The following is an 18,018-nucleotide window of genomic DNA, read 5'->3' as shown; positions in this document are numbered from 1 at the left end:
ATAAAATAATCTACATAAGTAAACTAACTTACATAAAGAAATTTTTTATATTAATTATTCTAAATCTTGGTGTAAATATTAAGTTTATTAAAGTTAATACATAGACAATAATTATTAAACTTTATACTAAATATTGCACTCTTTACAAAAAATGAGGACTGATATATAATATCAAATAATATGAGACTTATCAAGAGTGGTGGAGGGACTGGCCCTGTGAAGCCCAGCAACCAATATTTTAATCAAGAGGTATATGGTGCTAATTCCTGCAGTGAAAGCTGACAGATAAGGTGTTTTTATAAGTGGCAGAGCCTGAAGGAAATACCTTTGGGCTTTTGTTATATTATAATACTTCATTCAGAAAAAATAAAAAAGGTGGTGATTTATATTAATTTTTCTAATTTAAAAATTAATAAAGATGAAGTATTGAGGTACTTAGGGCATAATGGTCAGGTAATCAATGAAGATATGATGAATCTTATAGATGAATGTAGAAGAGAAGTTATACATATAATTTCACCGAGATTCACTTATAGTTACAGAAAAGTAGAGGAAATAGAGGATGGCATAAAGGTTGAAGGAACAAGTCTTATTTTAGAAGGTAATGATATAAAAAGACATCTTAAAAATTCAACAGAATGTGTACTTATGGCAGTTACATTAGGAAATGAAATTGAAAGAAAAACAAGAGTGTATGAGAGAATAAATCTTACCAAAGGAATTATACTAGATGCATGTGCAACAACAGCTATTGAAGAAGTTTGTGATATGGTGGAAAACGAAATAAGGAAATATGTACAGGAGAAAAATATGAATATTACTTTTAGATATAGTCCAGGTTATGGAGATCTTCCTTTAGATATTCAAAAAAATTTCCTAAATGTTTTAGATGCACAGAAGAAAATTGGACTTACCACATCTGAAAATTTCTTGCTATTTCCAAGAAAGTCTGTAACAGCAATAATAGGTATAATAAATAAAAATATTAAAATAAAGGAAAGAAACTGCCAAGAATGTAATAATTATAAAAATTGCAGTTTTAGAAGAAAAGGAGAAAATTGTGGGGCTTAAAGAAATTTTACAAGATAATATATTAATATTTGATGGAGCAATGGGGACTATGCTTCAGAAAAAAGGATTAAAATTAGGGGAAAATCCTGAATTACTTAATTTAAATAATCCTGAAATAATAGAAGAAGTTCATAGAGAATATATAGAAAGCGGATGTAATGTTATAACAACAAATACATTTGGGGCAAATGAACGTAAACTTAAATTATGTGGCCTTGAAGTTGAAGATGCTATAGATAGTGCAGTAGAAATTGCAAAGAGAGCAAAAGGAAATAAAGAAGATGTATATATTGCACTTGATATAGGACCTATAGGAGAACTTTTAGAACCTATGGGAACATTAAGTTTTGATAAAGCTTACGATATATTTAAACGTCAAATAATTCAAGGTGTAAAGTCTGGTGTAGATGTAATAATTATTGAAACTATGACGGATTTATATGAGCTTAAAGCAGCTATATTAGCAGCAAAAGAAAACAGTAATATTCCAGTATTTTGTACAATGACTTTTGAAGAAAATAAAAGAACATTTACTGGATGTAGTGTTGAAGCCATGGTGTTAGTGTTAGAAGGATTAGGAGTAGATGCACTTGGAGTAAACTGTTCACTTGGACCAAAGCAGCTTGCACCAATTGTTGAAGAAATATGTTCACTTGCACATATTCCAGTTATGGTACAGCCTAATGCAGGGCTTCCAACAATTTCAGAGAGTAATGAAACTATATATGATATTACAAAAGAAGAGTTTGCAGAGTCTCTTTCAAGTTTTGTAGATTTAGGTGTGAGAATTATAGGGGGATGTTGTGGCACTACTCCTGAGTATATAAGAGAATTAAAAAACAGGGTAAAAAATAAAAAGCCTGTAATTTTTAATAATAAATATTACACATCAGTATGTACTCCTTCAAATGTAGTTAGAGTAGAAGGTGTGAAAATTATAGGAGAGAGAATAAATCCTACTGGAAAAAAATTATTTAAGGAAGCACTTAAGAATAATGATTTAGACTATATATTAAATCAAGCTATTTCACAAGTAGAAGCAGGAGCTCATATATTAGATGTAAATGTAGGACTTCCAGAAATAAATGAGCCTGTTATGATGCAAGCAGTTATTAAGGAAATACAGGGAATTATAGATACTCCACTTCAGATAGATTCTTCTGATCATGAAGCAATAGAAGCAGGATTACGTTATTATAATGGAAAGCCTATATTAAATTCTGTAAATGGAGAAGACAAAGTTTTAGATAAGATATTGCCATTAGTAAAAAAGTATGGTGCAAATGTAATTGGGCTTACCTTAGATGAAAAAGGAATTCCACTTAAAGCTGAAGATAGATTTAAAATTGCAGAAAAAATAATTAAAAGAGCAGAAGAATATGGAATTAGAAGAGAAGATGTGTTTATAGACTGTCTTGTACTTACTGTATCAGCACAGCAAAAGGAAGTACAGGAAACACTTAAAGCTGTAAGAATGGTAAAAGAAAAGCTTAATGTGAAAACTCTTCTTGGAGTGTCAAATATTTCTTTTGGACTTCCAAATAGGCAATTTATAAATGAAACATTCTTAGCTTCTGCATTAGCCAATGGACTGGATCTTCCTATAATGAATCCTAATGCAGAGGGCATGATGAGAGTCATAGATACTTATAATGTTCTATATAATTATGATAAGAATGCAGAACATTATATTGAAAGATATGCAAATGTAGAAGTTAGATTATCTATAAAAAATGATTCTAGTAAAGCATTAAGCGGAGTAGAAACTAAATTAGGAGATATACAAGATGATAAATCACCAAAAAGTGATTTGAAAGAGGTTATTATTAAAGGACTTAAAGAAGAGGCAAAACAATGTACTAAAGAGCTTTTAGAAAATAAAGATGAACTTTATATAGTAAATGAATATCTTATACCGGCATTAGATAAAGTGGGGGCTAAATATGAAAAGGGCGAAATATTTCTACCTCAGCTGATTCAGTCTGCTGAAACAGTTAAAAATGCTTTTTATGTATTAAAAGAATCATTAGCTAAAAATAGTAGTAATACTATTTCAAAAGGAAAAATAGTACTTGCAACTGTAAAAGGTGATATTCATGATATAGGGAAGAATATAGTTAAAGTTATACTTGAAAATTATGGATATGAAATAATTGATTTAGGAAAAGATGTTCCAGTAGAAAAAGTTGTAGAGACTGCAAAAGTACATGATGTGTCACTTTTAGGACTTAGTGCACTTATGACTACAACACTTAAAAGTATGGAAGAAACTATAAGTGCTCTTAGAAAGAGTGGATATAAGGGTAAAATATTTGTTGGAGGTGCAGTTCTTACTCCAGATTATGCTGAAAAGATTGGAGCAGATTTTTATGCCAAAGATGCAAAGGAATCTGTAGAGATTGCTAAAGTAGTATTAGGATAAAAATTATATAAAAATAAAAAGTGGACTTATTTTAGTCCACTTTTTTGTACTATTGAATCCATGCTCCATCAGAACCTAATCTGTATCCACCAACAGTTGTATTAGACAACATTGCACCACTTCCATCGAAGAAGTACCATTTATTGTTTGTAGGAACTTGTACCCAGCCTGTTCTCATAACGCCGTTTGTATCCATGTAATACCATTTATAGTTTGAATAAACCCATCCAGTTGCTGCCTTTCCATCTGGTTGAACAAAGTACCAGTTGTTTCCTTGCATAACCCATCCTAATTTAGCTGTTGAGAATGTAGGTGCTACTGTATTTGGAGATGGCTTTACTGTAGTATTTGTATTATTGTTTGTTATATTATTACCAGTAGAAGTTTGAGTTTTTGAGGCTCTAGTAATGTTTAAAGTGTAAGTTCTTTCATTATCATCATCATCTTTAATTCTTACAGGAATTGAATTTTTGCCTTCGTTTAAAGTGACCTTTTTTGTCCAGTCATCATCATCATCAACTCTTGAACCATCTATTTTTACAGTATAATCATTGTACTCTGGTTCAGCGTATATTTTAACATATGTTGTATCATTATCAACATCTATGTCATATGTAGATGTATTTTTTTTAAATGAAAAGCTTACTTTTTTACCTTTACTGTTAGTGATTGATAAATCGTCTAAATAGATATTATCATAATTATCATTTTCATCATCATCGTCTGATTCTTTAATTATTCTTAAGGAATATGTTTCTACTACTGAAGAAGAATCATTCTTATCATATATTTTAATTTTAAATGTAGTGCTACTGCTTACTCTTACATCTGTATCAGTATCTATTTCATCGCTACCTTTAAAGATTTTATAGTCGTATCCATCATCTACAGTGATTGAATCAAAGTTAACTCTGCTTACATTACTTGCAATCTTAGCATATAAATCTGTTGGAACGTTATCATTAGAAGAAAGCTTACTTAATCTATATTTACTTTCACATTTCTTATTAGTATATATATTAATAGTTTTTCCTTTATTAGTTTCTAAATCTATTCCTCTTAAATGTTCTCCTTTGCTTGCAGCGTATACAGCATTAGTTCCCATACATAATGTAGATGGAACGATTGTTGTCAGGCAACTGAAAGCAACAGTCAAAGCTGCTATTTTTTTAAAATTAATATTGTATATACCTCCCAAAATTACATCAGTAATAAAATGATAGTTTGTACTATCAAATATTATAATACGAATATATAGTAGGATAAGTCAAGTAATTAAAGAAAATTTAAGAAAAAATATTTACAAAGATTTTATTAGTAGTATACTAGTGTATATACAGTTAAAATATATATTGTAAAAATGTACAAGCTTGTATCTGTATTTACTATATTAAATATTTAATTACTTACATTACAGAATTTAATGGTTTAATTATGGGGGAATAAATAATGAATAGTAGAATAAAAGAAATGGTTTATGCAGGTCTTCTTACAGCACTTGCAATAATAATACCAACTTATTTTGGATTTTTAAGAATATTTGTACCACCTGCATTTTCAGCAACTATAGCAGCTCATGTGCCAATGATGATAGGAATGCTTATATCACCATTTGTAGCAGTAGTAGTTGGAATAGGATCAACAATTGGATTTATAATATCAGGTCTTCCAACTCCAGTAGTAGCAAGAGCAGCAATGCATATAATTGTCGGGTTTATTGGTGCTAAAATGATAAGCAAATATTGTAATTATACCATGGTAGCTGCAATAACAGCGCCAATACATGGATTTTTAGAAATGATTGTAGTTATTCCACTTATAGGAATAGTTGTGGATTGGGCATTAATAGTCACATTAGTTGGAAGTATGATTCATCATTGTGTTGATGCCGTAATAGCATATGTAATAGTTAATGCTGTTGCAAAAGCAAAAAATAAAAATATATATAATGCTTTTGGGGATTTTGGTAGAGAATTATCAAGCATCAATTAGAATAATTTATTAGGCTGATTAGTATACAATAAAATTTATATAGTGGGTAGTCTGATTTTAGTTAGATTACTCATTTTTTATTATTAAATTATTAGTAATAATGTATATTTAGAATTATAATAAATAAAATATTAAAATGAATAAGTAAAAAACTTTTTTAACTAATATATGGTTTCTTATGAAAATTATATAGTAATATAATTAATAATAAAAATCTTTATAAAATTATATAAATGTATAGACAAAAGGGAGAAATATCATATAATAAGGTTAGAATAGTTTAAAGATGTAAAATGTAATGAATAGTGTTACAGAATGTGTTTTTAAGCGGAAAATTAGAGGTGAACATTTTGGAAGAAAAGGAAATAATGTCTTTTAGAGACGAAGAAGGAAATAAAGTTGATTTTGAGGCGATAGCAAAAATTTATCTTAAAGAACAAGGATATTTATTATTATCACCAGTAGATGAAGACAGTGATGATATGTTTGCTTTTAGAATAGATATAAATGAAGAAGGCAAGGAAGAATTAAACCTTGTTGAAGATGATAAGGAATTTGAGGAAATTAAGAAAGAATACAAAAAATTACTATACTAATAAGATGAGGTGAATTCAATGGATAGTTCAGAAATCATAAGTTATTTAGAAGAAAATGGGTTATCTGATGTTGAAGAGGTAAGACAAGATAATGATTATGTAGTTATCAAATTCTACTATGATTTTGATAAAGAAGAACTTGCTGCAGCAAAAAACTATTCTAATGATGAAAGTGATTATGAAGAAGAAAGTGATGAATGGTATAGAGAATACTATATTCCATATTTAAAGGATATAGCTGTTGATAATACAGAATCAATTATCGAAGATGTTATGGATGAATTTGAAGTACAATGCTTTATAAAAGATCTTGGAATGGAAAGTGGAGAAAGTGGATACTTTAAGTTTATAATGTCAGTATCAGATAGTATGGATGAAGCTGAATTAGAAGATATATTAAACGATTACGAAGATTAAAATAATTGGTAATTAAATGTTATTGAAATAATATATATCTATGCTATAATAAAAGCATAGATTTCCTGAGGTGTGCGCTAAGCTTATGATATTCAACCTACATGACATTTTCGGGATTTGCAACATGCTTATGGATGTCGGACTTCATTTATTCACGTAAGTGGCGGAAGATGACAAAAGTAAGTTGAGCTTAACCCACCTGCGAGGCGCAGGTATTGAATATATAGGTGAACGGCATGTTGGGAAATGTTTTTATGAAAGTAACACTTCAGAAATGAAGTGTTTTTTTGTATAAATTTACAAAAGATGAAAAAAATAAAAAATTATATAATTTTAATTACATCTAATATGAAAACTCATATATTAGGTGGGGTGAAATATATTTTTAGAGGAATTAATGAAGTTTTTTATTGAATATTAAGCCCATATTTTATGCTATATATAGATATTATATCTATATATAACTAAATGGCCTTGTATAAAATATTTATTTTTATATATTAAATTTCATTATTTTATATATGCATTAATGAAATTAGTATAAGAAATTTAAGCAACAAATTTATTAGTAACAGATTTATTTATATAAGTATTTTTTGTATTATTATTGACTTTATTATGCGATAAAAATAATAACTTTTGATGCTTTACAATATATTTATCTAAATTTTGAGATAAGAACACTGTTAATGAGTTTGTTGGAGAAAATAATATTAAAAGAAGATTTAATAAATTTTTTCTTATTATTATATCTGCTTTAAGTTTAATAATTGATAAAAAGTTCATGATTTCACCTCATATTACTAAAAAATCGATAATCTATTTAATATTATAGAGAATAAGACAAAAATTGTAAAAAGTTTTCGTAATACAAATGCTGACAAATAATAGCAAAGGCTTATAGAATCAATGCTATAGCCTGTTATAAACAATAATTTTAACATTTTAAAGCGACAAAAATATAAATGGTTATTATAAGTGAAAAACATAAAAACAATTACAATGTGTCGAAAAAATATTGTTGATTATATGTACCAAAATGGTAAAATTAGTGATATAAAGAGAAAGGATGATATAAAATGGATATTCAAAAGATGAAAATAGAGGAAGTTGCAGCAAAAATAAATGAACTGTATAAGATAAGTCAAGAAAGAGAGCTGACTTCGGAAGAGAAAGAATTGCAAGCTAAACTTAGAGAAAGATATTTGGGAAATGTTAGAAAGAATTTTAGAGCACAGCTTGACAGTATAAAACGTAAAAAATAAAAAGAGGATGATGACTTTTGGGAGTATCAGTTAGAAAATTAATAGATGATTTTAATCTAGAAATACTTGTTGAGGGTAGTGAAGATATAAATGTATCTGTAAATGATATAAACAGGCCTGGGCTTCAACTTGCAGGTTTTTATAACTATTTTGCACCAGAAAGAATTCAGGTCATAGGAAAAGCTGAATGGAGCTTTTTAGATGATATGCAGAGAGAATTAAGAAAGAAGAGAGTAAAGAAATACTTTACATTCGATATAAAATGTCTAGTTATAACAAGAGGATTAGAACCTCATGAAGAATTTATAAAAGAAGCACAGAATCATAAAGTTTGGGTTTTAAGAACTAAACTTGTTACAACTCAATTTATAAGTAAGACTACAATATATCTTGCTGATAAATTAGCACCTGAAACAAGACTTCATGGTGTACTTGTGGATGTGTCAGGAATAGGAATACTTATTACAGGTGAAAGTGGAATAGGTAAAAGTGAAACTGCGTTGGAACTTATAAAGAGAGGACATAGACTTGTAACTGATGATGCTGTTGATATCAAAGAAATTGATGGACAGCTTATTGGAAGATCACCTAAAATTACTATAGGTATGCTTGAGGTTAGAGGAATAGGTATAATTGATGTAACTACACTTTATGGACTTAGTTCAGTAGTTCAAGAAAAAGAAATAAAATTAGTTATGCATTTTGAGCACTGGAAAGATGACAATGATTATGATAGACTTGGAATAGATAACGAATATATGAATATTTTGGGAAAAGATGTTAAGAAATTAACAGTTCCAGTTCGCCCAGGTAGAAATATAGCTGTTATCATTGAAGCAGCTGCAGTCAATTATAGATATTCATTAATGTCAAAGGTATCACCAGTTGATGTGATAGAAAGCAGAATGAATAATATAAGTGATTTGTAGAAAACTATATAAAAAGGAGTTAGAATCATGAGCAATGATAAAAAAGGATACAATAAAAATGCATGGATCAAATACTCTGGAGAAAAAGTAAAAGAAGTTTTTGATTTCTGTGAAGGATATAAAAGATTTATGTCTGAATGCAAGACAGAAAGAGAATGTGTAAAAGAAGTTATAAGACTTGCCAAAGCTGAGGGTTATGAAGATTTAAGTGAAATAATCAAAGCTGGAAGAAAATTAAAGGCTGGAGATAAGGTTTATTCTAATAATAAAGGAAAGACAATTGCTTTATTTATAGTGGGAAGTGAACCAATAGAAAATGGTCTTAAAATTTTAGGTGCGCATATAGATTCACCAAGATTAGATGCTAAACAAAATCCTCTTTATGAAGATACTGATATAGCATTTTTAGATACACATTATTATGGTGGAATTAAAAAATATCAATGGGTTACATTACCATTAGCACTTCATGGTGTTGTAGTAAAGAAAGATGGAACTGTAATTGATATATGTATAGGAGAAGATGAATGTGATCCAGTAGTTGGAATTACAGATTTACTTGTACACTTATCAAGTGCTCAATTAGATAAAAAGGCTAATAAAGTAATTGAAGGTGAAGACTTAAATGTTACTCTTGGAAGCATGCCACTTGAAGGTGAAGAAAAAGATGCTGTAAAAGCAAATGTATTAAAGATATTAAAAGATAAGTATGATTTTGAAGAAGATGATTTTGTATCAGCCGAAATTGAAGTTGTACCAGCAGGAAAAGCTAGAGATTATGGTTTAGATAGAAGTATGGTTATGGCTTATGGCCATGATGACAGAGTATGTTCATATACTTCATTAATGGCTATGTTTGAAATAGAAAATCCTGATAAAACTTGTTGCTGCCTATTAGTTGATAAAGAAGAAATAGGAAGCGTTGGAGCAACTGGAATGCAATCAAGATTCTTTGAAAATATAGTTGCTGAACTTATTGACTGCATGGAAAGCTATAATGATCTTAAACTTAGAAGATGTCTTGCAAACTCAAAAATGCTTTCTTCAGATGTAAGTGCTGCGTATGATCCAAATTATCCATCAGTTATGGAAAAGAAAAACTCAGCATACTTTGGAAAGGGAATGGTATTCAACAAGTATACTGGAGCTAGAGGAAAATCTGGCTGTAATGATGCTAATGCTGAATACATGGCTGAACTTAGAAATATAATGGATAAGCATAATGTTTCATATCAAACTGCTGAACTTGGTAAAGTTGATGCAGGTGGTGGCGGAACTATCGCTTACATTTTAGCGCAATATAATATGGAAGTTATCGATTGTGGAGTTGCTCTTCACAACATGCATGCTCCATGGGAAATTGCAAGCAAAGTTGATATATATGAAACTATGAGAGGATATAAGGCATTCTTAATAGAAGCTTAAATCTATAAACAGTTATTTATATAATTCTAGCCACTAGTGTTTTTTTAAAATTTAATTTTCAATAACTTTTAAATTTGTAGTTTTATTTATTTAGTATATAGGAAGAGGTTTTCTCAATATTTCGAGAAAACCTCTTTTTTTATATGTAGTAAATCCATTAGATAGATGTAGATATATCTAATGCATCTAATAGTTTTGTTAAATATTCTTTAGGCATTTCTACAGATCCTACGTCACCATGACGTAAATCAGTTTCTATATTACCATGAAAATCAGAACCACATGATATAAGCATATTATTTTCATTAGCGAGCTTAATGAACGATTTTGTTTCATCAATTGTATTTTGATAGTAAATTGCTTCAATGCCATCGAATTCCATATTTAAAAATTCAGAAATAGGAGTATTACTTATAAGTTTAGGATGAGCTAAAAATACTAATGCATTATATTTTTTTAAAAGCGATATTCCATCTTCTGTTGATAGTTTTAAAGTCGGAACATATGCTTTGCATCCTTTTCCTATAAAGTTATCAAATATTTCTTCAAAAGTATAATTGTATCCAGCATCTATTATAGCTCTGGCAATATGTGGTCTTGCAATAGTATCAGGTGTTGATTTTAAGATACTATCAAAATCAAGAACTATATTAAATTCAGATTTTAATTTTGATACAATTTCTTGAGCTCTTGTAATTCTATGATTTTTTATTTTGCTAAGTTCAGTAGCAAGAACCTTATCTTTATAATTATTTCCTTTAAAAAAGCCTAAGATATGAACACTTTCATTATTATACTGAGTTGATAATTCAATTCCAGGAATTAATTTTATGTCCTTTTTTAAACTTTCTAAAATTCCTTCATTTAATCCGCTTAAAGTGTCATGATCAGTTATAGCTAAATATTTTAAATCATTAGTTTTGGCACGATCAATAACTTGAGCAGGCGATAAAATACCATCTGATGCAGATGTATGGGTGTGGAAATCTACTTTAACCATGAGAAAAACCTCCAATTTAATTTTCATTTAATAATATTATGATAACATAGCAAAAGAAAAGAATCACTAAGTAATAGTAAATGAAGATAAGCTCTAGATAACAAGACCAAGAGCTTATCATAAAATATATATTAAATTTATTATATAAGGGGCTCATTTAATTTATTTTCTAAAGGCTTGTTTTCAATATGGTTACAAAAATCAATAAGATTATATCGCAAAGGGACATTATTCATTGAAACTGTGTCTTCTTTGTATGTTCCATCCCATGGAGATATAGATATAAGAGATTCATTGTAAACCCTCATAAGATATTTTTCATCTTTGAACACAATTTTTATTCTATATGGTTCTTTATCCTTGATTGGTTCATTAATATAATCAGCTTCAGTAAGAGAATTTAAAAAATTTTCTATTATAACATTCTCGCTTTTTTCCACAGGAATTTCTTTATATAAATTTGTATCAAAAACATATAATTCATAAGGATTGTTATTTAAGATTTTATTTCTTAGCTTATCTGTATAATAATGATTACTAGGTTTTGAGGTGAAATTAATATATTTTGCATTTTGTACGTCACATGAAAACAAAGGTAAAGTTATAATAAATAAAATAATTACAGATAATAGCTTTTTCAAAATGAAACCTCCCTTGAGCTTTTATAGTAATAATTTATGCAAGATATAAGTTTTTAGAACAGGTCATTTGAATTAACAAATTGAAAAGATAGTATAATTAGCTTTTTATTTTAATATTAATAAAAGTAACGATAATTTGGAGGATACTATGTATATAATAGGCACTGTTGGTCCGTCTGTTAAAGATAGAAATTCATTTAAAGGTATAATTGATAATGGTGTTAATACCGTCAGGTTTAATTTTGCACATGGTAGTGAAGCAGAATTTATTGAATTTTTAAATATGGCAAGAACTATAGATGACTCTTTAAATGTATTAGTAGATCTTTCTGGAAGGAAAGTACGTGTTTCTGATAAATTTGAGTATATATATAAAATTTATAATGATGAGGATGTTTATTTCTGTGGTGAAGATAAATACACAAAGGAAATAAAAAATCTACCTAAAAATAAAGTCAAGGTAATTCCTTTGAATATAAAACATAAAATGCTTGAAGAGAATGTTTATAAGGAGATTTCTATTAAAGACAATACAATGAGATTTAAGATTATTGAAAATAATAATGAAAATCTTATAAAAACAAAAGCAGTAAAAGGGGGGATAATTAGAAAGGGAAAAGGATGTAATATAAAGGAACTTGATAGGAGCTTTTTATCCCTTAATGTTAATGATAAAAGAGCAATACAATGGGGGATAAAAAATAAAGTCGATATAATATGTCAGTCTTTCGTTGAAGATAAAGAGGATGTAGAAGAATTAAAGAAGTTCCTTGATGAAAATAAAAATGGTGATAATGTACCTAAAGTATGGGCAAAAATTGAGACTCTAAAAGGAGTAAAAAATCTAGAAAGAATACTTAGCTGCGTAGATGGAATAGTAATTGGAAGGGGAGACCTTATACCTGAAACATCAATTGAAGATACTCCAATTTACCAAGAGAAAATCATACAAGCAGTGACTAAGTTTACTAATAAGGATCTAATTGTTGCAACCCATTTACTTAACAGCATGAAGTTAGGAAAAGTGCCTTCATTATGTGAAGTGGAAAGTATATATAATTTAATAAAAGAAGGGGTAACAGGATTTCTTTTAGCAGGAGAGACATCTGTTGGAAAGGCTCCTATAAAGACTGTGAAATTTTTAAATGAACTTATTGTAAGATATATGTCATTATAGTATTTAATTAAATATTTATAGGAGAATAAAAATAATATAAGATTTAAAATGATATCGTACTTGATAAAAAGGTTAGAGCAAGAAAATATTTTTATGAAATAAACATAAAAAATGGTCGTATCTAACTATTTTTAAATACGGCCACTTTTTTAAATTGATAGAATATTATTATGTTTAAGTTTAAATATATTTGTGAAATCTATCATAAAAATAATTTATAATAAGGCTTAATGCATAATCATAAACTAAAAATATGGCTTGAGCTCCAATAACAATAATCCACACTGGAAGTGTTGATGGCAGTATAAATATATTTTTTACAGTAAAATATATTATGCTGCAAAGTATATTAAAGATTATAAGTTTTAATATTATTTCTATAATTAGATTTTTTGATTTTTCAATGTAATATTTGATTATTCCATAGATACCGAAAAATAAAATATAAGATAATGCTATATTTATTGGTATAAGAAATAAACTTAGCAGGCTTGAAGCAACATAAATAACTATTGTATTTTTTAATGAAGTTTGCATTATTGCTATTGGAATAAAGCATGATGCAATAGTAAGTACGGTAAGTTTGCTGACTGGAAGAATAGAAGCAGCATAGAGTACAATAATAGTAAGAGCTATTAGTATTCCGCTTTCAGCAATTTTTTTTGCTTTCATGGAATTTTATAATCCTCCTTTTTAAATAAAATTCAAAAGATGAAGTTTATTTTATATTTTGTTGTTTAAATAAATTGAAACCTCGTAAAGAGATTTCAATTTATATTAAGTATGAAGAGAAATCCTATAAGGAATTAGCAGCATGATATGAGGTCACCACCAGCACATTCGCATAGTGAATCTAAACACCAAAGATTTATACAGCAATCACATGCGTCAGTATTATTGTTTGTTTTTCTGTAATATGGATTAGCGTAGCTTGTTCCTCTTTGTCTTAAAGAATTTAATCCTTGTCTGTATTCGAAATTGTTAGGATCCATATTTACAGCTGTAGTCATATGCTCAAGAGCAGAATCATACCAACCTTTGTTTAACATTACTGCACCATATAAGAAGTGCCATTCTGCATTTCTATTGGTTATTGAATTTAATCTGCTTTCAGCACCAGAAAAGTTTCTTGAATTTATCATCTGTCTTATCTGCATAAAATCAGCAGAAGTATTAGTATATGAGTTATTAGAACTATATGTATTTCCATAGCTTTGTGAAGAAGTATTTGAAGAATAACTGCTGGATGAGTTATAACTATTTCCACCATTCTTAGTTAAAGCATCATATGCTTCATTTATTTCAATCATTTTTTCCTGAGCTAAATCCTTAAGGGGATTATCACCATATTGATCAGGATGATATTTTTTAATAAGTTTTCTATAAGCGCTTTTTATTTCATCTTGGCTTGCTCCAGGTTTGACACCTAGTACTTCATATGGATTCATTTATAAATCTCTCCTTTTTATTTTTTAGTGTCTTTAGAATTATTATTATTTGTTACTCTTATATATTTATCCATTAATCCTAATTCGATTATATTATATAAGATATCTTTATTACGTTTTAAGTCTAATTTCATTAAATTTTCCATGCATGTATATCCACAATTTAATATGGTAAATTCAATTTTAGGTTTGATTAATTCAATAAACTTATTATACTCTAAATCTCCCTTATTATATAGAAAATTTATAGGATTGAATTTTTTTGCTTTCATATCTTCTTCTAAATCATCAATAGCATCAATTAAATAAATCCATTTTCCTATAGAATAACCTAAAGTATAAAGTGTATATCTCAGTTCTTTACAATCTTGTGAAAGTTCAAAAGGATAATCTCGGAGTACAATACCTACAAGATCACTGAATGGATGGCATATTTCATCTATTGAAGTAAAATTCTTTGTTGTTTCAAGATTATTTAATTTCATGATACATTCTTTTATTCTTTCATCTGTTTTAAGTATTGCATTTGAAAATTTTTTTCTATATGGAGATAAAACCATTGCAGATATTCTACTTTTTAAATTTTTATCATCGTTAACATCATCTATAAGTTTGTAATAAAACAATGCAAGATTTATAGCAGCTGCATAAGCTAATGGTTTATTATCAATAATTATAGTTTTCTTTTCAGTTGGATGAAGAATGCATATGTGAGAATCTGTTTTAATTTCTTCAGGACTAATTCCGTCAATGAGTAGGGCAAGGAAAGTCATATCATAATTTAATGACATTCTTGGAATATTCCCAAATTGTTGTTTTATCTGACAACAGAGTCCACAATAATAGCACTTAAATCTTTCAAAATCTTTAACTTTTAATTCTGCCTTAAGTGGAGTAATGTATCCAAACAATAAAAACACTCCTTATTAAATTTAGTATTTGTGTATATATAATCAATTATAAACTATTTAATACAGTTCTACATATATCTTAATAAAAATTTTAGATAATATTAACTTTTTGAAGACATATATTTATAAAGTGTATGTGAATTTTTTATAAAACTAAGACAAGAATTATTAAGAAGATAAAGGATAGCAAGATATTAATAAAAAAATTTAAATTTACTGGAATAAAATCTAAAAAGTATAAAAAATTTATTTTATATATTTACAATGGATAATAATTATTATATAATAATCACAGTGAAGGAAATAAAACTATTAAATAATTACTAAAAAATAATAAATTACTTAAAAATAATAAATTACTTAGAAATTAGGAGGATGAAATTATGAAAAAATTTGTTTGTACAGTATGTGGTTATGTTTATGAAGGAGAAGCAGCTCCAGAAAAATGTCCAATATGTGGAGCACCAGCTGATAAGTTCATAGAAGAAACAGGTAAAAGAACTTGGGCTTGTGAACATGTAGTAGGAATCGCAGAAGGTGTTTCAGACGATATACTAGCTGATTTAAGAGCTAACTTTGAAGGAGAATGTACTGAAGTTGGTATGTATTTAGCAATGGCTAGAGTTGCTCATAGAGAAGGATATCCTGAAGTAGGAATGTATTATGAAAAAGCTGCTTACGAAGAAGCTGAACATGCTGCTAAGTTTGCTGAATTATTAGGAGAAGTTGTTACAAACTCAACTAAGAAGAACTTAGAATTAAGAGTAGCTGCTGAAAATGGTGCTACAGAAGGAAAATTTGATTTGGCTTTAAGAGCTAAAAAAGCTAACTTAGATGCTATCCATGATACAGTTCATGAAATGGCTAAGGATGAAGCTAGACATGGAAAAGCTTTTGAAGGATTATTAAATAGATATTTTGGATAATAACTATAATATGTATATTTAATCTGCCCATAAATGGTTCGCAAAAGCTTTATGGGCAGAAATAAAAAAATCTTTTTTTAAATTTATATTTATTTTATAAAATTAAAAAATCCCCAAAGAAGCCCCATATATAGTATTTTAAAAGGACTACTTAGAATTTTTACCTCTATTTCTAAGCAAGTCCTTTTTTGATGGTTAATATTAAAAAATAAACTTCTTAATTAAATTGCTCATTGTAGGCATGTGTAAAAGCATCATATGTTTTTTGATCATAGCATACCATAGCAATTTCATCAAAAATCTCCGGATTATTATTTATAAATGTAGTTATTTCATCCAAGGCAATTGTGCATGCTTTTTCTAATGGATACCCATATGCTCCAGTGCTTATTGAAGGAAATGCAAGAGTTTTTATAGGGTGATTTTTTATATAATCATTACATTCATTGATTAATATTTCTTTTTTCTTTTCACCAAAAAGTTCATTATTTTTGAAACTACAAATATAATTCTCGAGTATATTATTGTATTGTTTTGTATAAACTGATGAATAGTCAGCTGCTAAATTCAATGCAGTTCTGTATGCACTTCTTAAATATTTTTCTTCTGTTCCGTTATTTCTATAAATTGGACCAACAGTATGAATTACCCAGTATACACCTTTGTCTGTAAGGTCATATGATTGAGTTATTTTTGAATTACCTGTCATACAGCCCTTAAGTTCTCTGCACTCGTCTAAAAGTCTATTTCCACATGCTTTGTGGATAGAACCATCGACCCCTCCTCCCCCAAGAAGAGAGGTATTTGCTGCATTTACAATAGCATCAAATTTAAGTTTTGTTATATCACCTAGTAGTATTTTAAAAATAGTCAAATAAATCACCTCATATTTGTCATATAATTCTCATATTAATAGTTTACACCTAAATCATTAAAATAAAAATAGAAAAATATACAAAATATGTAAAAGAAAATAAATCTTATGGACTATAATGTTTGTTTATTTTTTGCTGGGGAATTATTTTATACTAAATAGTATATGAAAAAAATAATGCCTTGAAATACTCTATATTTAGAGATTTCAAGGTATTATTATAATTAAAGTTCTTTAATTTCTAAGTTTTTTCTTCTATTATCTAGAGGATTTAAATTTATATGATGGATTTTTGTACCTTCTTCAGGTTCCATTATGAACTCATCTAAACGAATTCTGCCATTTTTTGTGTTGGCAACTACCATAAGTTCATTACCTTTTCTATATGTAACCCAATTGTAACCATCTTTAACAACATCATTTACATCATCCATATCAATTAATGCAGTATCTTTTGGATTACCGAATTTATCTCTTAGAATTATACCCATAGTTTCATGATCTATTTTTTCGCAGTCATTTTTTGAGTATCTGTTATATATTTCAAGATTATTTTTTCTGTTGTCTAAAGTATTTCCATTTAAGTGTTTTATTGGAGTTCTTGGATCAACATCTAAGATAAAACTTTGTATAGTTTGTTTAGTACGCTTAGTTTTTCCATTGACAGTTGTAGTTATAAGTCTTTGGACTAAGTAATTATTAAAATCCTTGTGCCATTCTGCAAACCAAGGACCAGCATTTTTAACTCTTTCTGCATCAAAAGTATCTATCTTGCAAATAAATTCTGTTCCATCTTTTTTGTAAACAGTAATTTCAGTAAGAACATCTTTTGTAGTATATTTATTGTCTTTTGCTTTTTTATTAGTATTAATAATGAACACCTCTTTCAAAATAGCATGTTTAAATTAATTTATAAACATCGTA

The 18,018-nt window shown here is 28.1% G+C and carries 19 protein-coding genes, 1 other RNA gene and 1 riboswitch; of the genes, 11 read left to right on the top strand and 9 right to left on the bottom strand.

All coding sequences use genetic code 11. The features are described from left to right. The first annotated feature begins 184 nt into the window (after positions 1-184). Positions 185-292, top strand: a riboswitch (SAM riboswitch). Between the two features lie 95 nt (positions 293-387). Together HF850_RS06400 and HF850_RS06395 are read left to right on the top strand one after the other, a co-directional pair. Then, entirely contained in the window at positions 388-1,071 is a 684-nt protein-coding gene (locus HF850_RS06400; protein WP_169104649.1) for a vitamin B12 dependent-methionine synthase activation domain-containing protein, read from the top strand. Continuing rightward, positions 1,061-3,493 carry a homocysteine S-methyltransferase family protein gene (locus HF850_RS06395; RefSeq protein ID WP_169104632.1) on the top strand — a complete coding sequence of 811 codons (2,433 nt, stop codon included), beginning with the start codon at positions 1,061-1,063 and terminating at the stop codon, positions 3,491-3,493. Before HF850_RS06400 ends, HF850_RS06395 begins: the two co-directional genes overlap by 11 nt. A 49-nt stretch (positions 3,494-3,542) precedes the next feature. On the opposite strand, the gene HF850_RS06390 is transcribed toward HF850_RS06395, so the two are convergent. Next, entirely contained in the window at positions 3,543-4,691 is a 1,149-nt protein-coding gene (locus HF850_RS06390) for a cadherin-like beta sandwich domain-containing protein (RefSeq protein WP_169104631.1), read from the bottom strand. Positions 4,692-4,942: 251 nt separating this feature from the next. Between HF850_RS06390 and HF850_RS06385 the strand changes: the two genes are divergently transcribed. From HF850_RS06385 to ssrS, 4 genes are all read left to right on the top strand, one after another. Continuing rightward, entirely contained in the window at positions 4,943-5,485 is a 543-nt protein-coding gene (locus tag HF850_RS06385; RefSeq protein ID WP_169104630.1) for an ECF transporter S component, read from the top strand. A 350-nt stretch (positions 5,486-5,835) separates the two neighbouring features. Then, on the top strand, positions 5,836-6,081 hold the full coding sequence (locus HF850_RS06380) for a DUF1292 domain-containing protein (RefSeq protein WP_169104629.1): 246 nt from the start codon (positions 5,836-5,838) through the stop codon (positions 6,079-6,081). An 18-nt stretch (positions 6,082-6,099) separates the two neighbouring features. Further along, positions 6,100-6,498, top strand: a complete 399-nt coding sequence (locus HF850_RS06375) for a hypothetical protein (RefSeq protein ID WP_169104628.1) — start codon at positions 6,100-6,102, stop codon at positions 6,496-6,498. Positions 6,499-6,557: 59 nt separating this feature from the next. Continuing rightward, a non-coding RNA gene (ssrS, locus tag HF850_RS06370) (6S RNA) lies at positions 6,558-6,748 on the top strand. Between the two features lie 299 nt (positions 6,749-7,047). On the opposite strand, the gene HF850_RS06365 is transcribed toward ssrS, so the two are convergent. Next, the gene (locus tag HF850_RS06365) at positions 7,048-7,284 is read right to left on the bottom strand and encodes a hypothetical protein (RefSeq protein ID WP_169104627.1); all 237 of its coding nucleotides are present in this window, start codon (positions 7,282-7,284) and stop codon (positions 7,048-7,050) included. A 293-nt stretch (positions 7,285-7,577) separates the two neighbouring features. Between HF850_RS06365 and HF850_RS06360 the strand changes: the two genes are divergently transcribed. From HF850_RS06360 to HF850_RS06350, 3 genes are read left to right on the top strand one after another with little or no spacing between them, the layout of a single operon-like run. After that, entirely contained in the window at positions 7,578-7,763 is a 186-nt protein-coding gene (locus HF850_RS06360; RefSeq protein WP_169104626.1) for a DUF896 domain-containing protein, read from the top strand. A gap of 17 nt (positions 7,764-7,780) precedes the next feature. Then, entirely contained in the window at positions 7,781-8,692 is a 912-nt protein-coding gene (gene hprK, locus HF850_RS06355) for an HPr(Ser) kinase/phosphatase (protein WP_169104625.1), read from the top strand. 27 nt (positions 8,693-8,719) lie between these two features. Then, entirely contained in the window at positions 8,720-10,117 is a 1,398-nt protein-coding gene (locus HF850_RS06350; RefSeq protein WP_169104624.1) for an aminopeptidase, read from the top strand. A 157-nt stretch (positions 10,118-10,274) separates the two neighbouring features. Here HF850_RS06350 and HF850_RS06345 read toward each other — a convergent pair whose 3' ends face one another. Together HF850_RS06345 and HF850_RS06340 are read right to left on the bottom strand one after the other, a co-directional pair. Further along, positions 10,275-11,117, bottom strand: coding sequence for a PHP domain-containing protein (locus HF850_RS06345; RefSeq protein WP_169104623.1), 843 nt, complete (start codon positions 11,115-11,117; stop codon positions 10,275-10,277). 140 nt (positions 11,118-11,257) lie between these two features. Then, positions 11,258-11,758, bottom strand: a complete 501-nt coding sequence (locus tag HF850_RS06340) for a DUF4883 family protein (protein WP_169104622.1) — start codon at positions 11,756-11,758, stop codon at positions 11,258-11,260. 148 nt (positions 11,759-11,906) lie between these two features. Here HF850_RS06340 and HF850_RS06335 point away from each other — a divergent pair, with 148 nt between their 5' ends. Beyond that, positions 11,907-12,935, top strand: coding sequence for a pyruvate kinase (locus HF850_RS06335; RefSeq protein ID WP_169104621.1), 1,029 nt, complete (start codon positions 11,907-11,909; stop codon positions 12,933-12,935). Between the two features lie 180 nt (positions 12,936-13,115). Here the strand turns inward: HF850_RS06335 and HF850_RS06330 are convergent, their stop codons facing one another. The 3 genes from HF850_RS06330 to HF850_RS06320 all read right to left on the bottom strand — a co-directional run bounded on the left by HF850_RS06330 (position 13,116) and on the right by HF850_RS06320 (position 15,294). Next, positions 13,116-13,607: a hypothetical protein gene (locus HF850_RS06330; RefSeq protein ID WP_169104620.1), complete on the bottom strand. Its 492-nt coding sequence runs from the start codon at positions 13,605-13,607 to the stop codon at positions 13,116-13,118. A gap of 134 nt (positions 13,608-13,741) precedes the next feature. Further along, positions 13,742-14,383 carry a J domain-containing protein gene (locus tag HF850_RS06325; RefSeq protein ID WP_169104619.1) on the bottom strand — a complete coding sequence of 214 codons (642 nt, stop codon included), beginning with the start codon at positions 14,381-14,383 and terminating at the stop codon, positions 13,742-13,744. 17 nt (positions 14,384-14,400) lie between these two features. Further along, positions 14,401-15,294, bottom strand: coding sequence for a DUF5685 family protein (locus HF850_RS06320; RefSeq protein WP_169104618.1), 894 nt, complete (start codon positions 15,292-15,294; stop codon positions 14,401-14,403). A 383-nt stretch (positions 15,295-15,677) separates the two neighbouring features. On the opposite strand from HF850_RS06320, the gene HF850_RS06315 reads away from it, so the two are divergent. Next, entirely contained in the window at positions 15,678-16,220 is a 543-nt protein-coding gene (locus tag HF850_RS06315; RefSeq protein ID WP_169104617.1) for an NADH peroxidase, read from the top strand. Positions 16,221-16,437: 217 nt separating this feature from the next. Here HF850_RS06315 and HF850_RS06310 read toward each other — a convergent pair whose 3' ends face one another. After that, positions 16,438-17,094 (bottom strand): macro domain-containing protein, encoded by a 657-nt coding sequence (locus HF850_RS06310; RefSeq protein ID WP_169104616.1) that lies wholly within the window; start codon positions 17,092-17,094, stop codon positions 16,438-16,440. 224 nt (positions 17,095-17,318) lie between these two features. Continuing rightward, complete coding sequence (locus HF850_RS06305) at positions 17,319-17,975, bottom strand: hypothetical protein (protein ID WP_169104615.1); 657 nt, start codon at positions 17,973-17,975, stop codon at positions 17,319-17,321. Positions 17,976-18,018 lie beyond the last annotated feature (43 nt).

This window comes from Clostridium sp. SM-530-WT-3G (assembly GCF_012843905.1).
Lineage (GTDB): Bacteria > Bacillota > Clostridia > Clostridiales > Clostridiaceae > Clostridium.
The sequence above is the reverse complement of the archived record's forward strand: the minus strand, read 5'-3'. Positions and strand labels throughout refer to the sequence as shown.

Bases quoted from the DNA above. Each gene is read 5' to 3' on its own strand.
- HF850_RS06325 (WP_169104619.1), bottom strand. From the start codon at position 14,383: ATGAATCCATATGAAGTACTAGGTGTCAAACCTGGAGCAAGCCAAGAT.
- HF850_RS06385 (WP_169104630.1), top strand. From the start codon at position 4,943: ATGAATAGTAGAATAAAAGAAATGGTTTATGCAGGTCTTCTTACAGCA.
- HF850_RS06365 (WP_169104627.1), bottom strand. From the start codon at position 7,284: ATGAACTTTTTATCAATTATTAAACTTAAAGCAGATATAATAATAAGA.
- HF850_RS06375 (WP_169104628.1), top strand. From the start codon at position 6,100: ATGGATAGTTCAGAAATCATAAGTTATTTAGAAGAAAATGGGTTATCT.
- HF850_RS06345 (WP_169104623.1), bottom strand. From the start codon at position 11,117: ATGGTTAAAGTAGATTTCCACACCCATACATCTGCATCAGATGGTATT.
- HF850_RS06330 (WP_169104620.1), bottom strand. From the start codon at position 13,607: ATGAAAGCAAAAAAAATTGCTGAAAGCGGAATACTAATAGCTCTTACT.
- HF850_RS06315 (WP_169104617.1), top strand. From the start codon at position 15,678: ATGAAAAAATTTGTTTGTACAGTATGTGGTTATGTTTATGAAGGAGAA.
- HF850_RS06360 (WP_169104626.1), top strand. From the start codon at position 7,578: ATGGATATTCAAAAGATGAAAATAGAGGAAGTTGCAGCAAAAATAAAT.
- HF850_RS06350 (WP_169104624.1), top strand. From the start codon at position 8,720: ATGAGCAATGATAAAAAAGGATACAATAAAAATGCATGGATCAAATAC.
- HF850_RS06335 (WP_169104621.1), top strand. From the start codon at position 11,907: ATGTATATAATAGGCACTGTTGGTCCGTCTGTTAAAGATAGAAATTCA.